Annotated in this window: 28 protein-coding genes; 19 read left to right on the top strand and 9 right to left on the bottom strand. The window is 70.8% G+C overall.

The window, feature by feature from the left end; all coding sequences use genetic code 11:
* Positions 1-40: 40 nt before the first annotated feature.
* Positions 41-607, top strand: coding sequence for a DUF3090 domain-containing protein (locus tag ACQEU1_RS05065; RefSeq protein ID WP_285639948.1), 567 nt, complete (start codon positions 41-43; stop codon positions 605-607).
* Between the two features lies 1 nt (position 608).
* Complete coding sequence (locus tag ACQEU1_RS05060; RefSeq protein WP_433196710.1) at positions 609-1,394, top strand: SCO1664 family protein; 786 nt, start codon at positions 609-611, stop codon at positions 1,392-1,394.
* Here ACQEU1_RS05060 and ACQEU1_RS05055 read toward each other — a convergent pair.
* The gene (locus ACQEU1_RS05055; RefSeq protein ID WP_433196708.1) at positions 1,391-3,154 is read right to left on the bottom strand and encodes a KAP family P-loop NTPase fold protein; all 1,764 of its coding nucleotides are present in this window, start codon (positions 3,152-3,154) and stop codon (positions 1,391-1,393) included. The genes ACQEU1_RS05060 and ACQEU1_RS05055 overlap by 4 nt on opposite strands.
* Before the next feature lie 686 nt (positions 3,155-3,840).
* Here ACQEU1_RS05055 and ACQEU1_RS05050 point away from each other — a divergent pair.
* The 4 genes from ACQEU1_RS05050 to ACQEU1_RS05035 all read left to right on the top strand — a co-directional run bounded on the left by ACQEU1_RS05050 (position 3,841) and on the right by ACQEU1_RS05035 (position 6,972).
* Complete coding sequence (locus ACQEU1_RS05050; RefSeq protein WP_433196706.1) at positions 3,841-4,875, top strand: S66 family peptidase; 1,035 nt, start codon at positions 3,841-3,843, stop codon at positions 4,873-4,875.
* Positions 4,876-5,020: 145 nt separating this feature from the next.
* Positions 5,021-5,449, top strand: coding sequence for a hypothetical protein (locus ACQEU1_RS05045; RefSeq protein WP_433196704.1), 429 nt, complete (start codon positions 5,021-5,023; stop codon positions 5,447-5,449).
* A 5-nt stretch (positions 5,450-5,454) separates the two neighbouring features.
* Positions 5,455-6,156, top strand: coding sequence for an aminoglycoside phosphotransferase family protein (locus ACQEU1_RS05040; protein ID WP_433196702.1), 702 nt, complete (start codon positions 5,455-5,457; stop codon positions 6,154-6,156).
* Positions 6,157-6,165: 9 nt separating this feature from the next.
* A complete protein-coding gene (locus ACQEU1_RS05035; RefSeq protein WP_433196700.1) occupies positions 6,166-6,972 on the top strand; it encodes a DUF3097 domain-containing protein in 807 nt (268 codons plus the stop codon).
* Here the strand turns inward: ACQEU1_RS05035 and ACQEU1_RS05030 are convergent.
* The gene (locus ACQEU1_RS05030) at positions 6,953-7,381 is read right to left on the bottom strand and encodes a hypothetical protein (RefSeq protein WP_433196698.1); all 429 of its coding nucleotides are present in this window, start codon (positions 7,379-7,381) and stop codon (positions 6,953-6,955) included. The two genes, ACQEU1_RS05035 and ACQEU1_RS05030, sit on opposite strands and share 20 nt — an antisense overlap.
* Before the next feature lie 98 nt (positions 7,382-7,479).
* On the opposite strand from ACQEU1_RS05030, the gene ACQEU1_RS05025 reads away from it, so the two are divergent.
* The 5 genes from ACQEU1_RS05025 to ACQEU1_RS05005 all read left to right on the top strand — a co-directional run bounded on the left by ACQEU1_RS05025 (position 7,480) and on the right by ACQEU1_RS05005 (position 12,208).
* Positions 7,480-7,905 carry an NfeD family protein gene (locus ACQEU1_RS05025; RefSeq protein WP_433196696.1) on the top strand — a complete coding sequence of 142 codons (426 nt, stop codon included), beginning with the start codon at positions 7,480-7,482 and terminating at the stop codon, positions 7,903-7,905.
* 46 nt (positions 7,906-7,951) lie between these two features.
* Positions 7,952-9,148 carry an SPFH domain-containing protein gene (locus tag ACQEU1_RS05020; protein WP_433211331.1) on the top strand — a complete coding sequence of 399 codons (1,197 nt, stop codon included), beginning with the start codon at positions 7,952-7,954 and terminating at the stop codon, positions 9,146-9,148.
* A gap of 154 nt (positions 9,149-9,302) precedes the next feature.
* Positions 9,303-9,725, top strand: coding sequence for a YciI family protein (locus ACQEU1_RS05015; protein ID WP_433196694.1), 423 nt, complete (start codon positions 9,303-9,305; stop codon positions 9,723-9,725).
* Positions 9,726-9,772: 47 nt separating this feature from the next.
* Positions 9,773-11,047, top strand: coding sequence for an RNA polymerase sigma factor (locus ACQEU1_RS05010; RefSeq protein ID WP_433196692.1), 1,275 nt, complete (start codon positions 9,773-9,775; stop codon positions 11,045-11,047).
* 84 nt (positions 11,048-11,131) lie between these two features.
* The gene (locus tag ACQEU1_RS05005) at positions 11,132-12,208 is read left to right on the top strand and encodes a hypothetical protein (protein WP_433196690.1); all 1,077 of its coding nucleotides are present in this window, start codon (positions 11,132-11,134) and stop codon (positions 12,206-12,208) included.
* 36 nt (positions 12,209-12,244) lie between these two features.
* Here the strand turns inward: ACQEU1_RS05005 and ACQEU1_RS05000 are convergent, their stop codons facing one another.
* The gene (locus ACQEU1_RS05000) at positions 12,245-13,663 is read right to left on the bottom strand and encodes an amidase (RefSeq protein WP_433196688.1); all 1,419 of its coding nucleotides are present in this window, start codon (positions 13,661-13,663) and stop codon (positions 12,245-12,247) included.
* Between the two features lie 50 nt (positions 13,664-13,713).
* Here ACQEU1_RS05000 and ACQEU1_RS04995 point away from each other — a divergent pair, with 50 nt between their 5' ends.
* Both ACQEU1_RS04995 and ACQEU1_RS04990 read left to right on the top strand, forming a co-directional pair.
* The gene (locus ACQEU1_RS04995) at positions 13,714-14,211 is read left to right on the top strand and encodes a hypothetical protein (protein ID WP_433196686.1); all 498 of its coding nucleotides are present in this window, start codon (positions 13,714-13,716) and stop codon (positions 14,209-14,211) included.
* Positions 14,212-14,283: 72 nt separating this feature from the next.
* Positions 14,284-15,153: a pentapeptide repeat-containing protein gene (locus tag ACQEU1_RS04990; RefSeq protein WP_433196684.1), complete on the top strand. Its 870-nt coding sequence runs from the start codon at positions 14,284-14,286 to the stop codon at positions 15,151-15,153.
* A gap of 4 nt (positions 15,154-15,157) precedes the next feature.
* Here the strand turns inward: ACQEU1_RS04990 and ACQEU1_RS04985 are convergent, their stop codons facing one another.
* Positions 15,158-15,658 carry a CGNR zinc finger domain-containing protein gene (locus ACQEU1_RS04985; protein ID WP_433196682.1) on the bottom strand — a complete coding sequence of 167 codons (501 nt, stop codon included), beginning with the start codon at positions 15,656-15,658 and terminating at the stop codon, positions 15,158-15,160.
* A gap of 26 nt (positions 15,659-15,684) precedes the next feature.
* On the opposite strand from ACQEU1_RS04985, the gene ACQEU1_RS04980 reads away from it, so the two are divergent.
* The 3 genes from ACQEU1_RS04980 to ACQEU1_RS04970 all read left to right on the top strand — a co-directional run bounded on the left by ACQEU1_RS04980 (position 15,685) and on the right by ACQEU1_RS04970 (position 17,395).
* A complete protein-coding gene (locus ACQEU1_RS04980) occupies positions 15,685-15,891 on the top strand; it encodes a hypothetical protein (RefSeq protein ID WP_433196680.1) in 207 nt (68 codons plus the stop codon).
* Positions 15,878-16,486: a TetR/AcrR family transcriptional regulator gene (locus tag ACQEU1_RS04975; protein ID WP_433196678.1), complete on the top strand. Its 609-nt coding sequence runs from the start codon at positions 15,878-15,880 to the stop codon at positions 16,484-16,486. Before ACQEU1_RS04980 ends, ACQEU1_RS04975 begins: the two co-directional genes overlap by 14 nt.
* A 276-nt stretch (positions 16,487-16,762) precedes the next feature.
* Positions 16,763-17,395, top strand: a complete 633-nt coding sequence (locus tag ACQEU1_RS04970) for a cyclase family protein (protein ID WP_433196676.1) — start codon at positions 16,763-16,765, stop codon at positions 17,393-17,395.
* A gap of 7 nt (positions 17,396-17,402) precedes the next feature.
* Here the strand turns inward: ACQEU1_RS04970 and ACQEU1_RS04965 are convergent, their stop codons facing one another.
* On the bottom strand, positions 17,403-18,266 hold the full coding sequence (locus ACQEU1_RS04965; RefSeq protein WP_433196674.1) for a sucrase ferredoxin: 864 nt from the start codon (positions 18,264-18,266) through the stop codon (positions 17,403-17,405).
* A 100-nt stretch (positions 18,267-18,366) separates the two neighbouring features.
* Between ACQEU1_RS04965 and ACQEU1_RS04960 the strand changes: the two genes are divergently transcribed.
* Positions 18,367-18,738: a DoxX family protein gene (locus tag ACQEU1_RS04960; RefSeq protein WP_433196672.1), complete on the top strand. Its 372-nt coding sequence runs from the start codon at positions 18,367-18,369 to the stop codon at positions 18,736-18,738.
* Here ACQEU1_RS04960 and ACQEU1_RS04955 read toward each other — a convergent pair.
* Both ACQEU1_RS04955 and ACQEU1_RS04950 read right to left on the bottom strand, forming a co-directional pair.
* Positions 18,729-19,058, bottom strand: a complete 330-nt coding sequence (locus ACQEU1_RS04955) for a hypothetical protein (RefSeq protein WP_433196670.1) — start codon at positions 19,056-19,058, stop codon at positions 18,729-18,731. The two genes, ACQEU1_RS04960 and ACQEU1_RS04955, sit on opposite strands and share 10 nt — an antisense overlap.
* A complete protein-coding gene (locus tag ACQEU1_RS04950) occupies positions 19,055-19,642 on the bottom strand; it encodes a PadR family transcriptional regulator (protein ID WP_433196668.1) in 588 nt (195 codons plus the stop codon). Before ACQEU1_RS04950 ends, ACQEU1_RS04955 begins: the two co-directional genes overlap by 4 nt.
* A gap of 48 nt (positions 19,643-19,690) precedes the next feature.
* On the opposite strand from ACQEU1_RS04950, the gene ACQEU1_RS04945 reads away from it, so the two are divergent.
* Both ACQEU1_RS04945 and ACQEU1_RS04940 read left to right on the top strand, forming a co-directional pair.
* A complete protein-coding gene (locus ACQEU1_RS04945) occupies positions 19,691-20,386 on the top strand; it encodes an SDR family oxidoreductase (RefSeq protein ID WP_433196666.1) in 696 nt (231 codons plus the stop codon).
* Between the two features lie 50 nt (positions 20,387-20,436).
* Entirely contained in the window at positions 20,437-21,066 is a 630-nt protein-coding gene (locus ACQEU1_RS04940) for a class I SAM-dependent methyltransferase (RefSeq protein ID WP_433196664.1), read from the top strand.
* 6 nt (positions 21,067-21,072) lie between these two features.
* Here the strand turns inward: ACQEU1_RS04940 and ACQEU1_RS04935 are convergent, their stop codons facing one another.
* Positions 21,073-21,822 (bottom strand): ZIP family metal transporter, encoded by a 750-nt coding sequence (locus tag ACQEU1_RS04935; protein ID WP_433196662.1) that lies wholly within the window; start codon positions 21,820-21,822, stop codon positions 21,073-21,075.
* Between the two features lie 3 nt (positions 21,823-21,825).
* A complete protein-coding gene (locus ACQEU1_RS04930) occupies positions 21,826-22,908 on the bottom strand; it encodes an epoxide hydrolase family protein (protein WP_433196660.1) in 1,083 nt (360 codons plus the stop codon).
* Positions 22,909-22,951 lie beyond the last annotated feature (43 nt).

Here is a 22,951-nt window from a genome sequence, read left to right as displayed (position 1 = left end):
CCTGCCGACGATCTCCGCGTGGCCTAGGGTCGTATCTGCCATGGCTCGCGTCATTCACGTATTCCGCGCACCCGACCGGTTCATCGCAGGAACCGTCGGGCAGCCCGGCGACCGCACCTTCTACCTGCAGGCCTCCGAGCAGAGCAGGTTGATCAGCGTCGCCTTGGAGAAGCAGCAGGTCCAGGTCCTCGCCGAACGCATCGGCTCGCTTCTGGAGGAGGTGCACCGCCGCTTCGGCACCGACGTGCCCGACGACGCCCCGCCGGACGACCTCGACACGCAGCCCCTCGACGTCCCCGTCGAGGAGGAGTTCCGCGTCGGCACCATGGGCCTCGGCTGGGACGCCGAGTCCAAGGCGGTCGTCATCGAGCTCCTCGCGATCTCCGAGGAGGAGGTCGACGAGGCGGTCGTGCTCGACGACACCGAGGAGGGCCCCGACGCCGTGCGGGTCTTCCTGTCGCCGTCGGCCGCCCGCGCCTTCGCCGAACGAGCCGACCGCGTCGTCAACGCCGGCCGCAAACCCTGCCCCCTGTGCGCCGAACCGCTCGACACCGACGGCCACATCTGCCCGCGGCAGAACGGCTACCGCCGCACCGAAGAAGACTGACGTGGACACCTCCGCGGCCCTGCACCTGCTCGAACACGGCCGCATCGAGGTCGAGGGACGCCTCGTCGACGCCTCCAACGCCACCTTGTTCTGCAAGATCTCGTTGGACGGCGTCGACGCCCAGTGCGTCTACAAGCCCGTGCGCGGCGAACGCCCGTTGTGGGACTTCCCCGACGGCACGCTCGCCGGCCGCGAGGTGGCCACCTACCTGATCTCCGCCGCGTCCTTCGACGTGGTCCCGCCCACCCTGCTGCGCCCCGGCCCGTTCGGCACCGGCATGGTCCAGCTCTGGGTGGACACCCGCGAAGAGGACGAACTCGTCGACATCGTCGGCGTGGACGACGTCAAGCCGGGCTGGATCCCCGTGTTCCACGCCCACGACCGCTTCGGCGACCCCGCCGTCCTGGTGCACGCCGACCACCCCCGCATCGCCGACATGTCCGCCTTCGACGTGGTCGTCAACAACGCCGACCGCAAGGGCGGCCACGTCCTGCACGCCCTCGACGGCTCCGTCTTCGGCGTGGACCACGGCATCTGCCTGCACACCGAGCCCAAACTCCGCACCGTCCTGTGGGGCTGGGCCCGCGAACCCCTCCCGGACCACGTCCTGGAGACGCTGCGCCGCCTGAGATCGTCGCTGGACGGCCCCCTCGACGAAGCGCTGCACGACCACCTGACCCGGGCCGAGGTGCGAGCGGTGGGCGAACGCGTGGACAAGCTCCTGGCCGCGGGCGTCTACCCGGAGCCCTCCGGAGACTGGCCCGCGATCCCTTGGCCGGCCTTCTAGGTCAACTCCTCGGCGAGCTTCGCGATCTTGACCCCGTCGTACTCGCTCAGGATCTTCAGCACCCCTGCGCGAAACGCCTTGTGCCGATCGCCGTCGAGCTCGTACTTCCTGACCTCGATCTCCCACTGAACGTTGTCCTGGACGGCGTCGGCGAGCGCCCTCAACCCGTGCACGCCCTCGACCCGCCGATGCAGGTTCCGCTGTGACGCGGGCCACCGGGCCACGATCTCCGCCAGCAACACCAGCTCGCGCGCCCTCTCGACCGCGGCGGTTCCTTCTTCAGGACCGATCCGGTCCAGGACGCGCACGTAGAACGTCCACACGGTGACGATCCGCTTGGCCTCCCGCACTGACAGGTCAGGCTGGGCCTTCAGCCTCTCCGCGAACCGCGCCTGCACCCGCTCGTCGTGCTCCAACGCCTCGATCACCGGGTCCCTGGACACGACCTCGGCCGGCTCGGGCTCGCTGAGCCGCGAGGCGGCCGACGCGGAGGGCCGCAGACCCGCCAGCTCCTCCTCGGTGATCACCGATCGCTGCGGCGCCGTCCCGAGCAACCCCTTGACCAACGGCTCGACCTGCGTGTGCGCCACCCGCGGCAACGGCAGCGGAAGCTGGATCAGCTTGCGCAAGAACGTCCACCCCGGACTCGGGTCGGCCGCGTCCTTCCCGGCGCCGGCGGTGACCAACGCCGGATACGCGGCGTCGAGGTGGGCGGCGGTGGCCGCCGCATCGATGCCCAGCACGAACCGGATGGCCGGGAACGACGCGCTCAGGAACCCGTTGATCGCCTCGAACACGTCCGCCGTCGTCCGCGGCGAACACCGGTCCAGGTCGTCGATGAACACCACCAGCTGAGTCCCGTGCCCTCCCAGCTGCCGGATCAGCCGATGCACGTCCTCCTGCGCGCTGAGCAACAGGCCCTTGCGCGCCCGCCGCTGAGGATCGCGCAACGGATCCTCCGCTCCCGCCGCCGTGGAGTAGGCGCCCATAGCTCCGGAAGGCCCGAACAGCTCTGCGGGCAACAGCGTGTCCGCCGCCCGGAACAGGTACCTGCCCACGGTGTGTGCCAGACCGGCGAACAGCAGCGCGACCACGACCCAGAACACGAGGTGGTGCGGCGCGAGGTCGAATCCGAACACGCGGTAGGACGTGGTCGCCCGCAACAGCTGGACCAGCACAGGTACGGGCAGCGCGAACACCGCCAGCTTCAGCACCGGTGACACCAGCCGCTTGCGCAACGTCCGCTGCACGTGGCTGCGGTCGAGCTGCTCGGCGTTGTGCCGGAACCAGAACCGCTGCAACGACGAGCTCGACTCCCGCGCGATCACCGGTGCGCCCGTCGCCACGATGCAGTCGTTGAGCCCCGCCCACACCTGCTCACCGGTCTGTGCGGACCACGGGTTGTAGACCGCCGTCAGCACGCGAGGCGCCGTCAGCGGCTTCCTGCGCCACGGCCGCCGGAACCAGCCGCGCAACATCAGGTCCGCGTCCCACGCCCGCACCCGGCGCTGCCGCCAGTCCGCCACCTCGGCAGGCCACTCACCTGCGGCGTCGAGGCGGGCTTTGGTCATGTCCATGAGCGTGCTCTTGCCCGACCCCCACGCGCCCTCGATGGCGATCACCGTCGGACCCGCCAGTTCCGGATCCTGGTCGGAGTGGGCCAGCAGTTCCGCCAGCGAGTCAACGTAGGCCTGCCGGGCCAGCAGGTCGGTGCGCGCGACCCGGTCGCCGTGGCCCATCGTCTTGAGTTGGAGCGCCACAGCCCTCTGGCTGAGGCTGACGGCCAAAGCCATCGCAAACTGAGTGGCGACGGCCAAACCGGAAGGCATGTCGGGGCTTGGGGCTGCAGAACCATCGCCGCCGGATCCGTAGAGCACCAGAGACGGCACACCCAACCTTCGCCTGATGGCGACAGACTCGGCGGCATCGTTCACTCCGAACGCGAGCCCGATTTCGGGCGTCGCCATGGGGTAAACGGGTAACAGTTGCCACCACCGGGTTTGAGCCAGTCGGTTCGCGTTCCACGCCAGTGCATTGCTGGGGTTGTCATGATGGTCCGCTGCCACGAGGACTTCGCTGGTCGCGGTTCCGGGAACTTCGAGCGCGGTAACAAAGAAGGCTGCCAGCGGTTGCAGATGGGAGATAGCTTCAGGGTCGAGCGCTTCGCCCGGGATGTCGCTGGAGATCGCGACCCGTGCGGACGTACCTCGGATGGTTCCGACCACAAGCTGAGGACGAACATGGTGCACAACCACTGCGGAACCGTCGAGGAATTCTCGCCAAACGTCGTACACGGCGGCCGACGACGTCACCAGCAACGCCTGTACAAGACCGAATCCCGGTGCTCTCCAACCCGGCACGCTCATCTGTGATCCCTGGGACGTTCGGCTACCGGCACCGCTAAAGGTCGTGCCCCCGCCCCGGGCCGTTACTACGCTCGGCACCCATGTCGTTGATCAACCCGCCCAAGCCCCAGCCCGGCGACCGCGTCGCGATCGTCTCCCCGGCCGCAGGGCTGGCGGGCCTCTACCCGCTGCCCCACGAGCTGGGCCTGGAGCGCCTCAAGACCGAGTTCGGCCTGGTCCCGGTCGAGTACCCGACGACCCGCAAGGTGGGCGCCACCCCGCAGGAGCGCGCGCACGACCTGCACCAGGCGTTCGCGGACCCGTCCATCAAGGCCGTGCTCGCCACCATCGGCGGCGACGACCAGATCACCGTGCTGCCGCACCTGGACGCGGAGCTGATCACGGCGAACCCCAAGCCGTACTTCGGGCACAGCGACAACACCAACGTCCTCACCTGGCTGCACAACCGCGGCATCCAGGGCTTCTACGGCGGCAGTGTCATGGTGCAGTTCGGCCGGCCCGGCGCGATGCACCCCGCCACCAGGGAGTCGCTGAAGGCCGCGCTGTTCACCGCGGGCGAGTACGAGCTGACGGAGTCCACCGCGTACGGCGACAAGGACAGCCCGTGGGAGGACCCCGAGACGTTCACGAGGGAACCCGAGCTCGAACCTGCGCGGGGCTGGATCTGGCACCAGCCGACGAAGACGGTCAGGGCGCCGTCGTGGGGCGGGAACCTGGAGATCCTGAGCTGGCTGATGATGGCCGGCAAGGAGATCAACGAACCCGAGCACTACGAGGGCAAGGTCCTCTTCTTCGAGACCTCGGAGGAGATGCCGAGCGCCATCGAGGTGTACCGGATCCTGCGCAACATGGGGGAGCGCGGCCTGCTCGCCAAGTTCCCCGCCGTGCTCGTCGGACGCGCCAAGGCGTGGTTCTTCACCAACCAGGACACCGACCGTGCGACCCACACGCGAGAGCAGCGCGAAGCCGTCCTGAAAGCCTTCGCCGAGTACGCGCCGGAGGCGATGATCGTGTTCGACGTCGACCTCGGGCACACCGACCCGCAGGTGATCATCCCCGTCGGCGGCGTCATCGAGGTCGACGGGCCGCGGCGGCGCGTCACCGTCACGTACTAGGGAAGTCATCGGAGAACTATTCCTTGCCCATTGACATACCCCTGTTGAGATGAAAGTGGGGTTTGACGGGCGATCAGCGCGGCCCCTAATCTTTCTCGTTGGCGTTCTGACCTGCGGAAACATTCGAATTGTGAATGCGGGACACATGAGTTATCTCGAACGGATCGTCGTGGTGGGCGCGGCCGGGCTCGGCGCGTGGGCGGCGGCGTGCCTGGCCCGCCGGTTCGGGCCGGTCGACCTCATCGGGCCCGGTGCCCAGGCGCTCGCCGACGTCGGGGTGCGCCACCACGAGCGGGCCACGGTCCGCGACTTCGACCTCGACACGCCCGCGGTCATCGTCGAGAACGACGGCGGGCGGTTGCAACGGCTCGTGTGCGACCGGCTGCTGGTGGCGGGGTGGCCCGTGCCGTTGCTGCCCGTCAACCGGTGGATCATCGACGGCAAGGTCGTCGTCGCACGCGACGGTGCGGACCTCAAGTTGTTGTCGACGTGTTTCGACGCCAACGGGCTGTGGCGTCCGGCGCTCGCGGACTACCAGTTCCGCCGACAGTCCGGGGCGAACTCGCTAATCTGAACCGGGTGATCGATGAGGACGCGAGAACGCGATTAGTCCGTCGTTTCGGCCGCGACGTCACCGCGTGGATCGACGCGCTGCCCGACCTGGTCGCGACCCTCACCGCCCGCTGGGGCCTCACGCTGGTGAAACACCTGCCCGGCGGCACCAGCGCCACGTTCCTGTGCACCAACGCCGTCCTCAAGGTCACACCGGAGCACGACATCGCCGTGCACGAGGCCAGAGCGCTCGCCGCCTGGGCCGACACGAGCGCGATGGTCGGCCTGCTCGACACCGACATCACCCGCGGCGCGCTCCTGCTCGAACGCCTCGACCCCGGCACCCGCGCCACCGACCCCACCCGCGTCGTCCCGCTGCTGCACGAAGCACGCCCCGCGGGGTTCCCGCCGCTCAAGGCCCGCGTCGACCACCTGTTCGAGACGGTGCTGACCCGCCGCACCGGCAGCTACTACGCCACCGAACACCACCGCGCGCGCAAACTCGCCGACGACAACGTCAAGCCCGTGCTGCTGCACGGCGACATGCACCCCGGCAACGTCCTGCAGGGCAGGAACGGTCCGGTCGCCATCGACCCCAGGGCGTGCGTGGGCGACCCGGCCGTCGACTGGCTCGACTTCGTGCACGCCGGCTACGACCTGCACGGCGCCGACGTCGACCTCGACCGCGTCCACGAGTGGCTCGCCGCCTTCAAACCCTTCTACGGATAGGGTCGCCCCGTGCGTTCCCACGACTACGGCCGCGACGTCCTCAACACGCCGAAGCGCAAGAAGGTGCCCGAGGTCGCGGCCGAACCCGGACTCGTCGTCGAGGACCCCGCGAGCGGCTTCTGCGGCGCGGTCGTCAAGTTCGAGTACGGCCAGGTCGTGCTGGAGGACCGCCACGGCCGGCACCGGCTGTTCCCGCTCAACCCGGCCGGGTTCCTGCTCGACGGCAAGCCCGTCACGCTCGTGCAGCCCGCACCGCAGGCGCAGAAGCCGAAGATCAGCGCGTCGGGCTCGGTGAAGGTCGAGGGCCTGCGCGCCCGGACCGCGAAGGCCAGCCGCATCTGGGTCGAGGGCAAGCACGACGCCGAGCTCGTCGAACGCGTCTGGGGCCACGACCTGCGCGTCGAGGGCATCGTCGTCGAACCCCTCAACGGCGTCGACGAGCTCCCGCAGCGCATCAGCGAGTTCGGCACCGCGCCCCACCGCCGCCTCGGCGTGCTGGTCGACCACCTCGTCGCCCACTCCAAGGAGCAGCAGATCGTCGACCGGATCACCGACGACAACGTGCTCGTCACCGGCCACCCGTACGTCGACATCTGGCAGGCCGTGAAACCCAGGGCCGTCCGGATCGAGGCCTGGCCGGTGATCCCGCGCGGCACCGACTGGAAGACCGGCGTGTGCGAGCGGCTCGGCTGGGGCGAGACCTGGGAGGGCTGGCAGCGCGTGCTGAGCTCCGTCAGCAGCTACAAGGACGTCGAGTCCGACCTGCTCGGCGCCGTCGAGCGGCTGATCGACTTCGTCACGGTGCCGCGGGACTAGGCCGCACCGGCGACCACGCGACCAGGTTCAGCACGACCAGGCCGGAGATGACGACGCCCAGCATCACGCCCATGACCCAGAACCCCTGGTCGTTGTCGGCCAGCGCCGCGTCCACGACCTTCCCGTCGCCGCCCAGGTCGTAGCGCACCTCGACGCGCGTGCCCGTCTCGTGGATCGAGCCGTTCTCCGACAGCGTCGTCACGTGCGTGCCGCCGCCGGGCAGCGAGAACTCGACGCGCACCTTCGCGTTCTTGCCCGACTTGATCCGCTCCTGCACGACGGCCTCGGTGCTCGACCACGCATGCTGCTCGTTCGCCGTCTGCAGCAGGAACACGAGCCCGACGCACGCGCCTGCCAGCGCGAGCGCGGAGATGATCCGGCCCCTGCGCGATTTCACCGAGTTCGCCACGACCAGAACATCTCCCGTTGATCGATTTCGTTACGGTACGGGGCCCAGCACGGTGAATCTCCCGGTCACGCACTCCCCGTTGGTGTATGTATGGGCTCATGGCCGCGCTGATCTGGCTGATCGTCGGGATACTGCTCGTCGTCGCCGAGGTTCTCTCCGGTGACTTCGTGCTGGTCATGCTCGGCGCCGCCGCGCTGGCCGCGGCGGGCGTGTCCGCACTGGGTGCCGCCGACCTGGTGAGCGTGCTCGTCTTCGCGGCCTCGTCGCTGGGCCTGATCGTCACGGCCCGGCCGTTGCTCAAGAAGCGGTTGCAGCTCGGCTCGAACGTCAGGATGCACCACGAGGCGCTGCTGGGCAGCAGGGCCGTCGCGGTCACGCGGGTGGACGAGCACGGCGGGCAGGTGAAGATCGGCGGCGACACCTGGAGCGCGCGCACCCTCGACGGGTCCGTGGTCGAAGAAGGCGAAGCCGTCACCGTTGTCGAGATCTCGGGAGCCACCGCCGTCGTCATCGCCGCCGTGTGACCCCCTGGGTGTGAACCCAAGAAGGAAGTGAACCGAGTTGGACCCGATCACCCTCGTGATCATCGCGGTCGTCGCGATCTTCGTGCTGACCATCGCCGTCAAGTCCGTGCTGGTCATCCCGCAGGCACAGGCCGCCGTCATCGAACGCCTCGGCCGTTTCCGCAACACCGCGGCGCCCGGCCTGAACATCATGGTCCCGTTCATCGACAAGGTGCGCGCCCGGATCGACCTGCGCGAGCAGGTCGTGTCGTTCCCGCCGCAGCCGGTGATCACCCAGGACAACCTCACGGTGTCCATCGACACGGTCGTGTACTTCCAGGTGACCGACCCGCGCTCGGCGGTCTACGAGATCTCCAACTACATCGTGGGCGTCGAGCAGCTCACCATCACGACGCTGCGCAACCTCGTCGGTGGCATGAGCCTCGAGGAGACGCTGACCTCGCGCGACCACATCAACGGCCAGCTGCGCGGTGTGCTGGACGAGGCGACCGGCCGCTGGGGCCTGCGCGTGGCCCGCGTCGAGCTGAAGTCGATCGACCCGCCGCCCTCCATCCAGGACTCGATGGAGAAGCAGATGCGCGCCGACCGCGAGAAGCGCGCCATGATCCTCACCGCCGAGGGCCAGCGCGAGTCGTCCATCAAGACCGCCGAGGGCCAGAAGCAGTCGCAGATCCTCGCCGCCGAGGGCGCCAAGCAGGCCGCGATCCTGTCCGCGGAGGCCGAGCGGCAGTCGCAGATCCTGCGCGCGCAGGGTGAACGCGCGGCCCGCTACCTGCAGGCCCAGGGTCAGGCCAAGGCCATCGAGAAGGTCTTCGGCGCGATCAAGGACGGCAAGCCCACCCCGGAGGTGCTGGCCTACCAGTACCTGCAGACGCTGCCGCAGATGGCGCAGGGCGACGCGAACAAGGTCTGGATGATCCCGACCGACTACGGCAAGGCGCTCGAAGGGTTCGCCCGCATGCTCGGCGCGCCCGGTGACGACGGCGTGTTCCGCTACGAGCCGCCGACCGACACCGCGCAGCGTCCCAAGCCGGAGGACGACGACGAGTCGATCGCCGACTGGTTCGACACCGCCCCGGACCCGAAGGTCGCCGAGGCCGTCGCCGCGGCGGAGGCCGTGGCCCGCAAGGAGGTCCCCGGACCGCTGTCCACGCCGCCGCGTTCGGTCGCCGCGCCGTCGGCCGTGCCGGAGCTCGAGGCCGAGCAGCCCCGGTCGCTGCACCAGCCCGACGACCAGTTCTGAGCAGATAACCGCAGTTGAGAGGCCCGTTCCCGAGTTCAGGGAACGGGCCTCTCAACTTTTTTCGCCGGTCGTGTCGATCGAACGGCCTGCCCGTTCGACCTGAGCGTGAAAGGGTCCACAACGGACCCGCACGAACCACCCGGGAGAGACCGACATGAAGTTCATGCTCATCTGGCGCGCCACCTCCGACGAGGCCTGGGCCAACCTCGGCGAGATCGACTTCGACGCCATGCTGGAGACCGTCGGCAAGTTCAACGAGGAGCTCATCGAGGCCGGCGTCCTGATCGCCGCCGAGGGGCTCGCGCCCGCCGAGGAGGGCGTGGTCGTCGACTTCTCCAGCGAACCCCCGGTGGTCACCGACGGCCCGTACGGGGAGACCAAGGAGCTGTTCAACGGCTTCTACCTGATCAACGTCCCCACCATCGAGGACGCGGTGGAGTGGGCGAAGCGGACGCCGATGACCGCCGCCGGGTTCAAGACCGAGATCCGCCGCGTGCCGACGATCGACGAGTTCCCGCAGGACAACGAGTGGATCAAGAAGGAACGGGCGTGGCGCGAGTCCACGGGCCAGCTCTGAGGGCGTTCGGCGGACCTGTCCCGGCAGGTTGATCTATTTTGGGCGCCATGAGCGACCCGACCGGCCGCAAGGCCGTGGCGGCGGTGTGGCGCATCGACTCCGCGAGGATCATCGGTGCGCTCACCCGCTACACCGGCGACTTCGCCCTCGCCGAGGACCTCGCCCAGGAGGCACTTGCCGAGGCGCTGGTGACGTGGCCGCGCGAGGGCGTGCCGAACAACCCCGCGGGCTGGCTGCTCACCGTCGGGCGGCGCCGTGCGATCGACGCGTTCCGCCGCCGCAGCGCCCGTGACGAGAAGTACGCGGCCATGGCCCACCACCTGCCGGAGGGAGGCGCGTTGACCGGTGCCGATCCCGGTCCGGCACCCGACGAGGTGCTGTGGGACCCCGACCAGATCGACGACGACACCCTCGCGCTGATCTTCACCTCGTGTCACCCGGTGCTGTCGCGGGAGGCCGGGGTGGCGCTGACGTTGCGCGTCATCGGGGGTCTGACCAGCGACGAGATCGCCCGCGCGTTCCTGGTGCCCACCGCGACCGTGCAGGCCCGCATCACGCGGGCGAAGAAGACCCTGGGCGCGGCGAACGTGCCGTTCGAGGTGCCGCCGGTCAACGAACGCCCCGCGCGCCTGGCGCAGGTGCTCAGCGTGCTGTACCTGATCTTCACCGAGGGCTCGTCGGCCAGTTCCGGCGACGAGGTCATCCGCCTCGACCTGGCCGGGGAGGCGCAGCGGCTGGCGCGGATCCTGTCGCGGCTGATGCCCGAGGAACCCGAGGTGCACAGCCTGCTCGCGTTGCTGGAGCTGACCGCCGCGCGGTTCCCGGCCCGGCGCGGGCCCGACGGTGAGACGGTGCTGCTGCAGGACCAGGACCGGCGGCGCTGGGACCGTTCCGCGGTGGCGCGCGGCCGGGCGGCGCTGGCGAAGGCCGCCGACGCCGGGCGCGGATACGGCTACTACGGGCTGCAGGCGGCGATCGCCGAGTGCCACGCCGTCGCCTCGTCGGTCGAGGACACCAACTGGGGCCGCATCGTCGCGCTCTACGACGGGCTCGGCAGCCTCGCCCCGTCCCCGGTCGTCGACCTCAACCGCGCGGTCGCCGTGTCCATGGCGCAGGGGCCCGACGCGGCGCTGCCGATCGTGGACGCGCTGGCCGGAAGTGAGGCGTTCAAGGGCTCGCATCAGCTACCGGGCGTGCGCGGAGAGTTGCTGCGGCGGCTGGGCCGGGTCGAGGAGGCCCGCACCGAGCTGGAGCAGGCCATACGTCTGTGCGGCAACGAGCGGGAGCGCGTCGTGCTGGCCCGCAAGCTGGCGGAGCTGTAGGCGTTCGAACACTGAGGGTGAACCTTAAATCCGTCTGGGCGACATGAGTGGCACTCGACCAGGTGACGGCGAGATGATGTTGTGATGGACTCGCTGCCCGTCACCGTCGCCTCCGCGCTCGCCGAGGCCGACCGCGAGACCACCGACTGGCCCGCGCAGTGGCAGGCGCTCACCGCGGTGTCGGTCGAGCTGCAGTCGTTGCTGGTCACCGACCCCGGGCCGCGGCTGGTGGCGTTGATCGAGCAGATCGTCACCCAGCTCGCGGACGGCGTCGCGGCGACCCGCCGGCACCGCGTCGAGCTGGCCGAGCTGGCGCACCGGGTGCTCGGGACGCACGCCCGCGCGTGCGCCGAGACCTCACCCGACCCGGTGCGGCTCGCGGACTGGCTGCTGGACCTGCAGCTGGAGCACCCCGACGCGCCGGACGTGAGCCTCGCGGCCTACGGCGCCGCGCTCGACGACGAGGGCCTGGCCCACTACCGGCGCCGGGCGGTGGAGCTGTTCGAACCGCTGCCGGTGATCGGGTTCGGCGAGACCGGCCGCTACGACCGCGCCCGGTGGGCGTTGCTGCGCGTCATGGAGGAGCTGGCCGAGTACACCGAGGACGTCGACCTGCAGCTGCTCGTGCTGTCCAAGGACTTGTCGTCGGGGTGGCACTACCTGCAGGTCGCGACCGTGCTGCGGGACAACGGCCGTTCCGACGAGGCACTCGACTGGGTGGAACGCGGGCTGCGCGCGGTGGCCGGGCGGGGCGCGGCGTTGCGGCTGATCGACCTCGCGGTGGAGGAGCACCTGCGCAGGGGCACACCGCAACGGGCGGTCGCGGTGTGCCGGGAGGCGTTCCTCGCGCGGCCAAACCTCGACGTCTACCTCAAGTTGCGGGCGCTGGTCGTGCACACCGACGAGTGGCCGCCGTTGCGCGCGGAGCTCGTGCATCACCTCGTGCAGGACGCCAGCCGGCTCTCGGTCGAGGTGTACCGGCGGATCGTGGAGGTGGAGCTCGCCCGCCGCGGTATCGAGGAGCAGGAGCTCGTCGTGGAGTGGTTGCGGCAACTACGCGGTCTGCAGCCGGACGCGTTCGCGGACTACCTGGAGCACATCAAGTCGCGGCACGTGGCGGACCGGGAACTGCTCGACGAGTTGTCCCGGCGCGGATTCTGACCGTTTCGACCTCGGATAGTCCGTACTCGTAATATCCTAGTTCGCATGATCGAGGCCGGAGGGGATCCGGTCCGCCCACGGCCGGGCGCGTTCCAGCTGGGCGGACACCGACAGCAGCGTGCACTCGTCGTGCTGGCGGCCCACGAGCTGCACGGCCAGCGGCAGGCCGGTGGCCGAACGACCGGCGGGCACGGCGGCCGCGGGGTTGCCGACGATGTTCCACAACGGCAGGAACGTCGTGTAGTGCGAGGCGGCGAGCAGCGCGGTGAAGGCGCTGCGGGAGCTCCACTCGCCCACCCGGATCGGCGGGCGGGTCAGCGCCGGGGTGAGCAGCGCGTCGATCGAGGTGAACATGCGGTTGGCGTAGGCGGTGAGCGACGCGTCGTCCTGGGCCGCCCAGCGCGCCACCGGCGCCGGCACGCGGCGACCGAGTTCGCTGACCGCACGCGTGCGCGCCTCGACGAGGTCCGGGAACTCCATGCCGGTGTGCGCCAGGTGGGCGTTGCGCAGGTAGCGCGCGGCGAACTGGGTGGACGCGGTCAGGTCGCGCATCGGCGGGTCGAGGCGCACGACGTCGTGACCGAGGTCGGTGAGCAGCGCGGCGGTGTCCTGCACGGCGTCGCGGACCTCGTCGGCGATCGCGATGCCCGGACCCCACGGCCGCAGCGACACCCCGATCCGCAGCCGTCCGGGATCGGTGCGCGCGGCCTGCGTGAAGGTGGTGCGCGGCGGGTGGGCGACGTGCGCGTCACCGGGGGCGGCGCCGTGGATCTGGTCGGCGATCAGCGCCCAGTCCTCGACCGTGCGGGTGAGCGGTCCCGCCACGACCATGCCGCCCCACATCTGCGGTTCGGGCGAGAGGGAGACGCGGCCGCGCTGGGGCTTGAGCCCGAACAGGCCGGTCATGGCGGCGGGGATGCGGATGGACCCGGCGCCGTCCGTGCCGATCGCCGCGGCCGCGAGTCCCGCCGCGACGGCCGCGGCCGAACCTCCGCTGGAGCCGCCGGGGGAGTGCGTGAGCGACCACGGGTTGCGCGTGGGTCCCGCCCAGGCGCTCTCGGTGTAGGGCCACAGGCCGAGCTCGGGCATGCGGGTGCGGCCGATGATCACCGCTCCGGCCGCGCGCAGCCGGGCCACGATCGCCGAGTCGCGCGGTTGCGGGGTGCGGGCGGCGTTCGTGCCCTTCGTGGTGGGCAGGCCCTCGATCGCGATGTCCTCCTTGACGGCGATGGGGACGCCGAGCAGTGGCAGGTCCTCGCCTCGGCGGGCGTCGGCCCGTTCGGCCTCTGCCAGTGCCTGCTCGGCGAAGACCAGCCGGAACGCGTTGAGCCTCCGGTCGAGCCGCTCGATGCGCCGCAGGTGTTCGGCGACCAGGCCGGCCGCGCTCACCTCGCCGTCGCGCACCGCCCGCGCCTGCCTGGCTGCCCCGGCGAAACACAGCTCCGTCAGCTCCATGAACCGACCCTAAGCGCCCACAGGTGATCTACGGAATGGGAGTAGTCCGCATGAGAGTTCTCGCGATGGCCGCCGTCGTCCTGCTCGCGCTGAGCACGCTGGTGTCGCCGGCGCAGGCCGCGCAGGTGTCCCGGCAGGAGATGATCACCCGCGCGAAGTCGTGGCTGACCGCGAACAACGGTGGGCCCGTCCCGTACTCGCAGAGCGCGTACTGGGGCGCGGAGCGGTACCGGCAGGACTGCTCGGGATTCGTGTCGATGGCCGCGAAGCTCGGCGCGCCCGGTCAGCGGACCGTGGAGCTCGCGCAGGCGCCGTTCTCGACCGCGATCGCGATGAGCGACCTGCGCTGGGGCGACATCGTGGTCGACTCGGTCGGCACCGGGGACACCCGCCACGTCGTGATCTTCGACAAGTGGGCCGACCCGTACAAGACCGCCTACCACGCCTACGAGCAGCGCAGCACCTACGGCACCACGTACCGGGTCCTGCGCTACGGCCTGGGAGGCGACCAGTACGTGCCGCGCAGGCTCACCAACGTGACCGGCTGAGGATCGGCGAGTGGGTCCCGCGTTGAACTCCACCACTGTCAGCGGCGATGACCCAGATCACATCATCGAGGTATGTCGCTCCTCTCGCGCTGGTTCACAGCGACCTCCGACGTCCTGACCGTGGCGGTGCTCGGCAGGCGCCGGGTGGAGACCACCCCGCCGCCGGCGCCGCCCGTGTCACCTGTGTCCCCGCTTCAGGACATCGGCGCGCGGCTGCGGTCCGACGAGTCGGACGTGCGGATGGACGGCCTGCGCGACTGGGTCGCCTTCGGGGAGAGCCTGGCTGAGCACCGGCAGCCCGCGCTGGACGAGCTGTGCGCGGTGCTGCGGGACCTGCCGTGGCCCGGTACGCAGGTCGACCAGCGGTGGCGGATGGTGCTGCAGGCGACGCTGGCGGCGCGGCTGCGGCCCGGTCCGGGGTTCTGGCTGGGCTGCGACCTGGACCTGCGGCACACGACGCTGGTGGACTTCGACCTGTCGGCGTGCCGGCCGCGCACCGTCCGGTTCGACGGCACCCGGTTCCTCGGCGACACCCGCTTCGACCAGGCGACGTTCCTCGGTGGCTTCGACGCCTCCGGCGCGTTCTTCGAGCGGCACGTGCAGTTCACCGGGTCGGTGTTCGCGCGCGGGCTGGGGCTGCGGGGCGTGGCGGTGTGCGGCAACGGCGAACTGTCGCACATCCACGTCGCCGGTCCGGTGGTGCTGGGCCGTGCGCGGTTCTCCGGCCGTGCGGACTTCACGGGCGCGCGGTTCGGGTCGGAGATGGACTGCTCGTTCGTGCGCTTCGGGGGGCGGGCGGTGTTCCGGCGGGCGTGGTTCGCGGGCGTCTCGTCGTTCGCGGGCACGTGGTTCCGCGGCCGGGAGGACTTCGTGGAGGCGTCGTTCGGCGGCGAGTCGTCGTTCGAGAACACCCGGTTCGGGCACCGCGTGCACGCCGACTGAGCGGCTACGCGCTCTGGCGGCTGCGGTGGTTCGCGACCGCGACCCGGTTCGCGCACCTGGTGGAGCAGAACCGGCGCTTGCCGTTGCGGCTGGTGTCGACGAACACCGTGTCGCAGCCCTCCCGGCCACACCAGCCGATGCGCCCGGCGTCCTCGCAGAACAACGCCGCCATGCCCGCCGCCGTGTAGGCCTTCACGCGCACCTGCGTCGGCGCATCCTCCCGCGCGTAGTGCAGGTGCGGGCCGCGGTCGTCGTGGGTGGAGATGTAGTGCGTGGTCGACGACTGCGCCAGCAGGTCGTTGAGCAGCGCGATCGTGGGTTCCCGGAACACCTGCCGCAGCTGCTCGATCCAGTCTCGTACGTCACGTTCCTGCTGGGCGTCGAGGGACCCGAGCGGCTTGTAGTCCGAGGCTTTCAGCACGTCGAGCAGGGGGTGGGAGGGGTCGGCGTTGACGAGCCTGGCGGCGAGCTCCGCCGCCGCCCCGCCGTAAGGGTTGAAATGCACTAGACCATGACAGCACGCTGGTGGGCATGATCGCCACCTGCCCCGCCTGCCACTGGCCCAGCACCGCCGCCGTCTCCTCGCACAGGGCGGTGTCCTACGTCCGCTGCGTCTGCGGCCTGTTCCTCGTGGTGGAGCGCGGCACGGTCACCGCGACGGCCGGGACCAGCACGTTCGCCCCGGCGCGGCACCCAGGTGGTGATCTTGCTAGTGTCCCGGGATGTGAGCCGTCGTGACCTTCTGTGCGACACCGCGATCCAGATCCTCGCGGTGGAAGGCGGCCGGGGCCTGACCCACCGCGCGATCGACCGCGAGGCAGGCGTCCCCATCGGCACCACCAAGAACTACTTCCCGACCCGCGAGTCGATCCTCACCGCGTGCGCCGCCCGGATGACCGCGCTGCACCAGGCCGCCGTCGAGCGCCTGCGGGAGACCACCCCGCCCGCGATCAACGCCACCGACGTGGCCGAGCTCTACCCCGCCTTGTTGCGCCGCGCCGTGGCCGACGACCCGACCCAGATGCTCGCGATGGTGGAGCTCTACCTGGAGGCGGTGCGCCGGCCGGGCGTGCGGGAGGCGTTGTCGGGTATGGTGCTCGCGAACGCGGAGGCGGGGGCGGCGTTGCAGCAGGCGGCCGGTCTGCCGTCGACGGTGCGCGACACCGGGCTGCTGGACGCCTACTTCCTCGGGGTGGCGATCTCGTTGCTGGCGCTGCCGGTGGAGACGTTGCGGACGGTGGGGCTGGACGACCCGTACGCGCTGGGGATCGGCGTGTTCTCCGCGACCGTGCCGAGCGCGGGCCCGGTCGAGCGGTCAGCGGAGTCCGGCTGAGGCGAGTCTCGCGAGCAGTGCAGCGTAGGTCTGCTCCACGGTGCCTGATGCCTCGATGACTTCAGTGCCGGCCATAAAATAGCCCTCGATCCGTGCGTGGCTTTCGTGCACGACCCGCTCTCCGCCCAAGGCCTCCACGACGTGGTCGATGTGGTGCGTGCGTTCCCGGTACCGGGTGACCGCGACCTGTGCTGGGGCGAGAGGTGGATCAGCCGGGGCACTCGAGCGAGGTCAGCCGCGGAGATCACGTCGGGGAGACCACCTCATACTGGGCGCGTGCGTCGCATCGTTGATCTCAGCCACCCCATCGTCCACGGCATGACGACCATGGGCGGTATGAGGCCGCCGAGCGTGTCCACCTACGTGAGCCGGGAGGAGACGGCGGCGCGGATGGGGCCGGGGGTGTCGTTCGAGATCGGGCAGATCGACCTGATCGCGAACACCGGCACCTACCTGGACACGCCCGCGCACTACCACCAGGGCGGCTACGACACGGCCGGTCTGCCGCTGGAACGGGTCGTCGACGTGCCCGTCGCCGTGCTGCGGATCGGTGACCAGGTCCCGGCGGAGCTGGTGGGGCACGCGGTGCTGTTCCACACCGGGTGGTCGCGGCACTGGGGCACGGACGCCTACCAGCACGGTCACCCGTTCCTCACCGCGGACGTCGTGGAGGCGTTGATCGCCGCCGGGCCCGCGTTGGTCGGCATCGACTCGCTCAACATCGACGACGCGGGCGACCTGACCCGGCCGGCGCACCAGGGGCTGCTGGGGGCGGGCATCCCGATCGTGGAGCACCTGACGAACCTGGACCAGCTGCCCGCGAGGGGCGCGCGGTTCACGGCGCTGCCGATGCCGGTCGTGGGCATGGGCACGATGCCGGTGCGCGCGATCGCGGTCGTGGACGGGTGAACGCCGGCTAGCCGCAGACGCCGACCAGCTCGTCGATCGCCGTGGCGACCAGGGCGATCGCGATGTCCGGCGACTTGCCGCAGCTCGCGGGCCGCGGCGGCACCGGCTGCTCGGTGAGCGTGACCCGCCACTCGCGGCCGTCGGTGTGCCGCACGGTCGCGGAGTCCGTGGTCTCGGCGACGACGGTCAGCACGTCGCGGTGCTCGCCGATCTGCGAGCGGACCGCGACCTCGGCGACCTGACCCCGCGGGGTGAAGCAGGACCGGCCGCGGCACCGGTCGGCGACGATGCCCTCCGTGACGACGCGCTGGGCCAACTGGTGGTCAAGGCGCCCGTACAGGTGACCTGTCGGCAGGAGGACCCCGGTGGGCGCGAACCTGTGCCCTCCGGTGTGCGTGCACTCCCACAGGTTGAGCGCGGTGGCGATCGGACGGCCGTACAGCGCGCAGCAGACGTCGCGTTTGCTGTTGGTGCAGACCAGCAGGAGCGGATCGTCGACCGGCGTGCCGAACGCCGTGGAGCGGCCCGCGCCCAGTGCCTCGAAGTCGAGTTCGAGGGCCTCCTCCGGGGAGGCGAGGTCGGCCTGTTCCAGCCACGAGGCACCGGGCTTCGTCGAGGCCAGGTACAGGCGGCGACGGGCGGGAACGTGGTCGTCGAAGTGCTTGCCGGGGCGGCGGATCAGCAGGATGCGCACACCGGTGCCGGCGGCGCGGCGGGACAGTTCGGCGCCGAGTTCGGGGTCGAGGTGGCTCTCCAGCAGGGCGTCGCGGCCCCAGGGGCCCGGCTGTTCCAGGCACAGCCACGCCGTCGCGGTCGCGGCCGTGCCGGCCAGCGGTTCGCCCGCGAAGTCGGAGAGTATCGAGCACCTCATCTGCACACTCTATACGGCCGTTCGGGTGAGGACTAAGGCCACCCTTACTTCAAGGGTGTGATCTTGGGCATCGGTGCCGGGCGGGCTAGGTTGCGAGGTCATGGACGTCGTGCTGTGGATCGTGTCGGGTGTGCTGGCCGCCCTGTACCTCATGGCGGGCTTCACCAAGCTGGCGAAGACGAAACAGGACCTGCTGGCCGAGCCGCGGATGGCGTGGGCGGGGGACTTCACGTCCGGGCAGGTCAAGGGCATCGGCGCGGTCGAGGTGGCGGGCGCGCTCGGGCTGGTGCTGCCGTGGCTGACCGGTGTCGCGCCGATCCTCACGCCGATCGCGGCGCTGGGGCTCGCGCTGGTGCAGGTGGGCGCGGCGATCACGCACATCCGGCGGGGTGAGGGCGCGACGGTGCCGGTCAACCTCGTGCTGTGCGCGCTGGCGGTGTTCGTCGCCGTGGCGCGGTTCGGTCAGCTCTGAGCTTCGAGCTCGCGGACGCGGTCGCGCATCGACGCTTCGAGGCGGGCGCGGTAGCCGATGAACAGCTTGTTGGCCAGGTACGGCGCCCAGTTGCCCTGGCGGGCGATGTTGTAGACGCGGTGCCGCACGAGCGTGCCGCCGGGGTGGGGGTGCAGGGAGTCCTCGCCGCGGTACCACCAGTCGCCCCAGTAGGCGATGACGCCCTGCTCGCGGTCCACGAGCCGGTGCGTGCCGGACTCGCCGGCGTCGGCGAACATCCGTTCCCGCACGACCTCCAGCGGCGCTCGCACGACGCCGGTCACTTCGAACAGCAGTCTCATCGGTGACGCTCCTCCCAGGTGTCGTAGCCGCCGACCGTGCCTTCACGGGTGGCGGTGGTGAACCACAGCAGCCATTCGCGTTCGGCGCGCAGCACGGCCATGCGGTAGTCGAGCTCGATCCACGCGAGCTGCGGCAGTCCCATGCCGGCGAGGCGCTCCAGCAGCACGGCCAGCGAGGTGAGCTGCTCGCCGACGGCCGCTGACCGCTGTTCGACGACCTCCAGCGCGTCGGCGGGCGGCAGCAGGCCGACCATCGAGATCCCGGCCTCGAACCGCCGGTACTCACGGGCGGGTTCGGCGATCAGCGCGCGCAGCCACGTGTGCAGCTCTGTCGTGCCCGCCTCGGTGATGGCGTAGACGGTGCGTTCGGGCCGGTTGCCCGCCTTCTGCACGGCCGAGGCGGTGATCAGCTCGTGGCGGTGCAGCGACTCCACGACGGTGTAGAGGGAGCCGTAGTTGAGCTTGATCACCTCCTCCTGGTGGCGTTCGCGCATGGTCTGCGCCATCTCGTAGGGGTGCATGGGCCGCTCGGCGAGCAGGGCCAGCACCGCCAGGGCCAGGGGGTTCGTGCGTTTGAACGTCATATCCGCTCCCGTATATCCGGCGACGAGTATATGGATAGGGTGGGCGGTATGACAACGGTGATCACCGGGGGAAGCCGGGGTATCGGCGCGGCGACCGCGCGCAGGCTCGTGCGCGACGGCCACGAGGTCGTGATCAGCTACCGCCAGGCGCAGGACGAGGCGCGGGCGTTGGAGAAGGAGCTCGGCGTCACCGCGATCCAGGCCGACACGGCCGACGAGGACGACGTGGCGCGCCTGTTCGACGCCGCGGGCGAGATCACCGGCGTCGTCAGCAACGCCGGCATCACCTCCCCGGTCGGCCCGCTCGCCGACCTGCGCACCGCCGACCTGCGGCGGGTCGTGGACGTCAACGTCGTCGGCGCGTTCTTCGTGGCCCGCGAGGCCGCGCGCAGGATGACCAGTGGCGCGATCGTGAACGTGTCCTCCGGCGCGGCGACGCTGGGCAGCCCGGGGGAGTACGTGCACTACGCAGCCACCAAGGCCGCCGTGGACGCGTTGACGATCGGCCTGGCCAAGGAGCTCGCCCCGCGCGGCATCCGCGTCAACTGCGTGCAGCCCGGCACGGTCCGCACCGACATCCACGTGCTCTCGGGCGTGCCGGACCGCCCCGACCGGGTGGTCGCGAGGATCCCGCTCGGGCGTCCCGGCGAGGCCGAGGAGATCGCGAACGCCATCGCGTGGCTGCTCTCGGACGAGGCCTCGTACACGACGGGCGCGATCCTGCGGGTGGCGGGCGGGATGTGAGGCTTTCGCCTCTGCGGGCCGCCTCCGCGCTGCCCCTAAGCTTCTCCGTCATGTCCGCGCCCACGCTCACCGACTTCGTGCTCGCCAACACGACGCTGGCCCCGGTGCCGCTGGTGCCCGAGGTGCTGCTGCACAGCGCGGCCGAGGCGATGGACCTGTGGGAGCTCACCGACCACGACCAGCCGCCGTTCTGGGCGTTCCCGTGGGCGGGCGGCCAGGCGCTGGCGCGGCACCTGCTCGACCACGCGGGCCTGGTGCGCGACAAGAAGGTGTTCGACCTGGCGTCCGGTTCCGGCCTGGTGGCGATCGCCGCCGCCCTGGCCGGGGCCGACTCGGTCACCGCGAACGACATCGACCCGCTCGCCCTGGCCGCCGTCGACCTCAACGCGGCGGCCAACGGCGTCACGATCCGCACGGTCGGCGGCGACCAGCTCGACAGCGACGCCCACGGCGCCGACGTGGTGCTCGCCGGGGACGTCTTCTACGACGCCGAGATCACCGCGCTGGTGCTGCCGTTCCTCATCCGCGCGGCCGCCCGTGGCGCGCTGGTGCTGCTGGGCGACCCCGATCGGGCGCACCTGCCGCGGGACCGGTTCTGCGCGCAGGCCCGCTACGAGGTGCCGGTGCCGTTGACGCTGGAGAGCACCGAGACCCGCAGCGCCACGGTCTGGCGCGCCTAGGCCTCGCTAGCCGAGCCGTTCGACGACGAACGCCGTCAGGAACCCCGCCGTCGTGCACAGCCCGGTGTACAGGCGGGCGCGTTCGTAGGCCTCCGGGATCATGGTGTCGGCGATCATCGCCAGGATCGCGCCCGCGGCCACCGCCGTGATCACCGCGACCAGCCCCGGCGGCGCGCCGTCCAGCAGCACGTTGCCCAGCGCCGCCGACACCCCGCTCGCCACCGCGATGCCACCCCACACCCCGAACACGTACCGCGCGCTCCGCCCGGCCTGCTTCATGCCGGCCACGCTGGACAGCCCCTCGGGGACGTTGGAGACGACGACCGCCGCGAGCATCGCCACGCCGACCCCGCCGCCGCCGATCAGCGACACGCCCAGCACCACCGACTCCGGCACACCGTCGAGCAGCGCGCCGACCGCGATCGCCGTGCCGCTGCCGGCCTGCTCGGACTCCGCGGGCTGGTCGCTGCTGCGCTTGCGGTGCCGCGCGCCGTGCCGGGCGAGCACGAGGTTGGCCAGCACGTACCCGGTCGCGCCCGCCGCGAACCCGAGCGAGGTGGGCAGCAGCCCGCCGGTCTGCTCGGCCTCGTCCATCAGCTCGAACGCCGCCGCGGCCGTGAGCACCCCGGCCCCGAACGCCATCACCACCGCCACCACGTCGCGGGGCACGCGCAGGAACCAGGCGACGAGCGCGCCCACCACGAGCGCGCCGCCGCCTGCCAGTCCCCAGATCCCCGCCTCAAGCCACTGCGGCACGCCCTACATCTTCGCGAAGAACACCCGGATGTCGCCCGCCAGCAGCTCGGGCGAGTCGTGCCCGGAGTAGTGCCCGCCCGTCTCGAACTCCGACCAGTGCACGAGGTTGTGGTGGTCGCGTTCGGCGAAGCGGCGGATGGTCTGGAAGTCGTCGGGGAAGATCGCCACGCCCATCGGCACGGTCGTCGGTCCCGGCTGGTCCTCGCGGTGGGCGTCCTCGAAGTACAGCCGCGCGCTGGACCCGGCGGTGGCGGTGAACCAGTAGATCGCCACGTTCGCCAGCAGGAAGTCCTTGGTGACGGCCGGTTCGCCCATCAGCTGCATGGTCCAGGCGAGCTGGCCGACGGGGGAGTCGGCGAGCCCGAACGCCACGTTCTGCGGCCGCGCCTGCTGCAGCTTCGCGTACCCGGACATGGTCTCCCGGAAGTTCTGCAGCACGCCCAGGCGCCGGTGGTCGTCCTCGGTCAGCCCCTCCATCTCCGCCGGGTCGCCGGAGGGGAACGAGAAGATCTGCGTGACGTGCACGCCCACGACGTGCTCCGGGTCGGCCTGCCCGACCTGAGGGGCGATGATCGCGCCCGCGTCGTTGCCGTGCACCCCGTACCGCTCGTAGCCCAGCCGCGCCATCAGCTCGGCGAACGCTCCCGCGATCCGCCCGGAGTGCCAGCCGACGTCCCTGGTCGGCCCGGAGAACCCGAAGCCGGGGATCGACGGGATCACCAGGTGGTGGTCCTCGCGCAGGTGCTCGACGACGTCCACGAACTCCATCACCGACCCCGGCCAGCCGTGGATCAGCAGCACCGGCAGCGCGTCCGGGTTCGGGCTGGTGACGTGCAGGAAGTGAACGTTCGTGCCGTCGATCTCGGTGACGAACTGAGGGTAGGAGTTGAGCCGCGCCTCCACCGCCCGCCAGTCGAAGTCCTCCGCCCAGTACCGCGCCATCTCCCGGACGTCCTCGACGGCGTCCCCGTAGCGCGACCCGGCCCCCGCGACCTGGTCGGTCCACCGCGTCCTGCCCAGCCGCGCCTTCAGTTCGGCGAGGTCGGCGTCGTCGATCGCGATCTGGAATTCCCTGATCTCCGTCATAACCCGAGGCTAACGAGCCTTGCGGCCAGCCCCTGTCCTAAAG

The organism is Lentzea sp. CA-135723, from assembly GCF_050936595.1.
In the GTDB taxonomy this organism is placed as follows: domain Bacteria; phylum Actinomycetota; class Actinomycetes; order Mycobacteriales; family Pseudonocardiaceae; genus Lentzea.
This window is presented reverse-complemented; position numbering and strand designations above follow the sequence as displayed.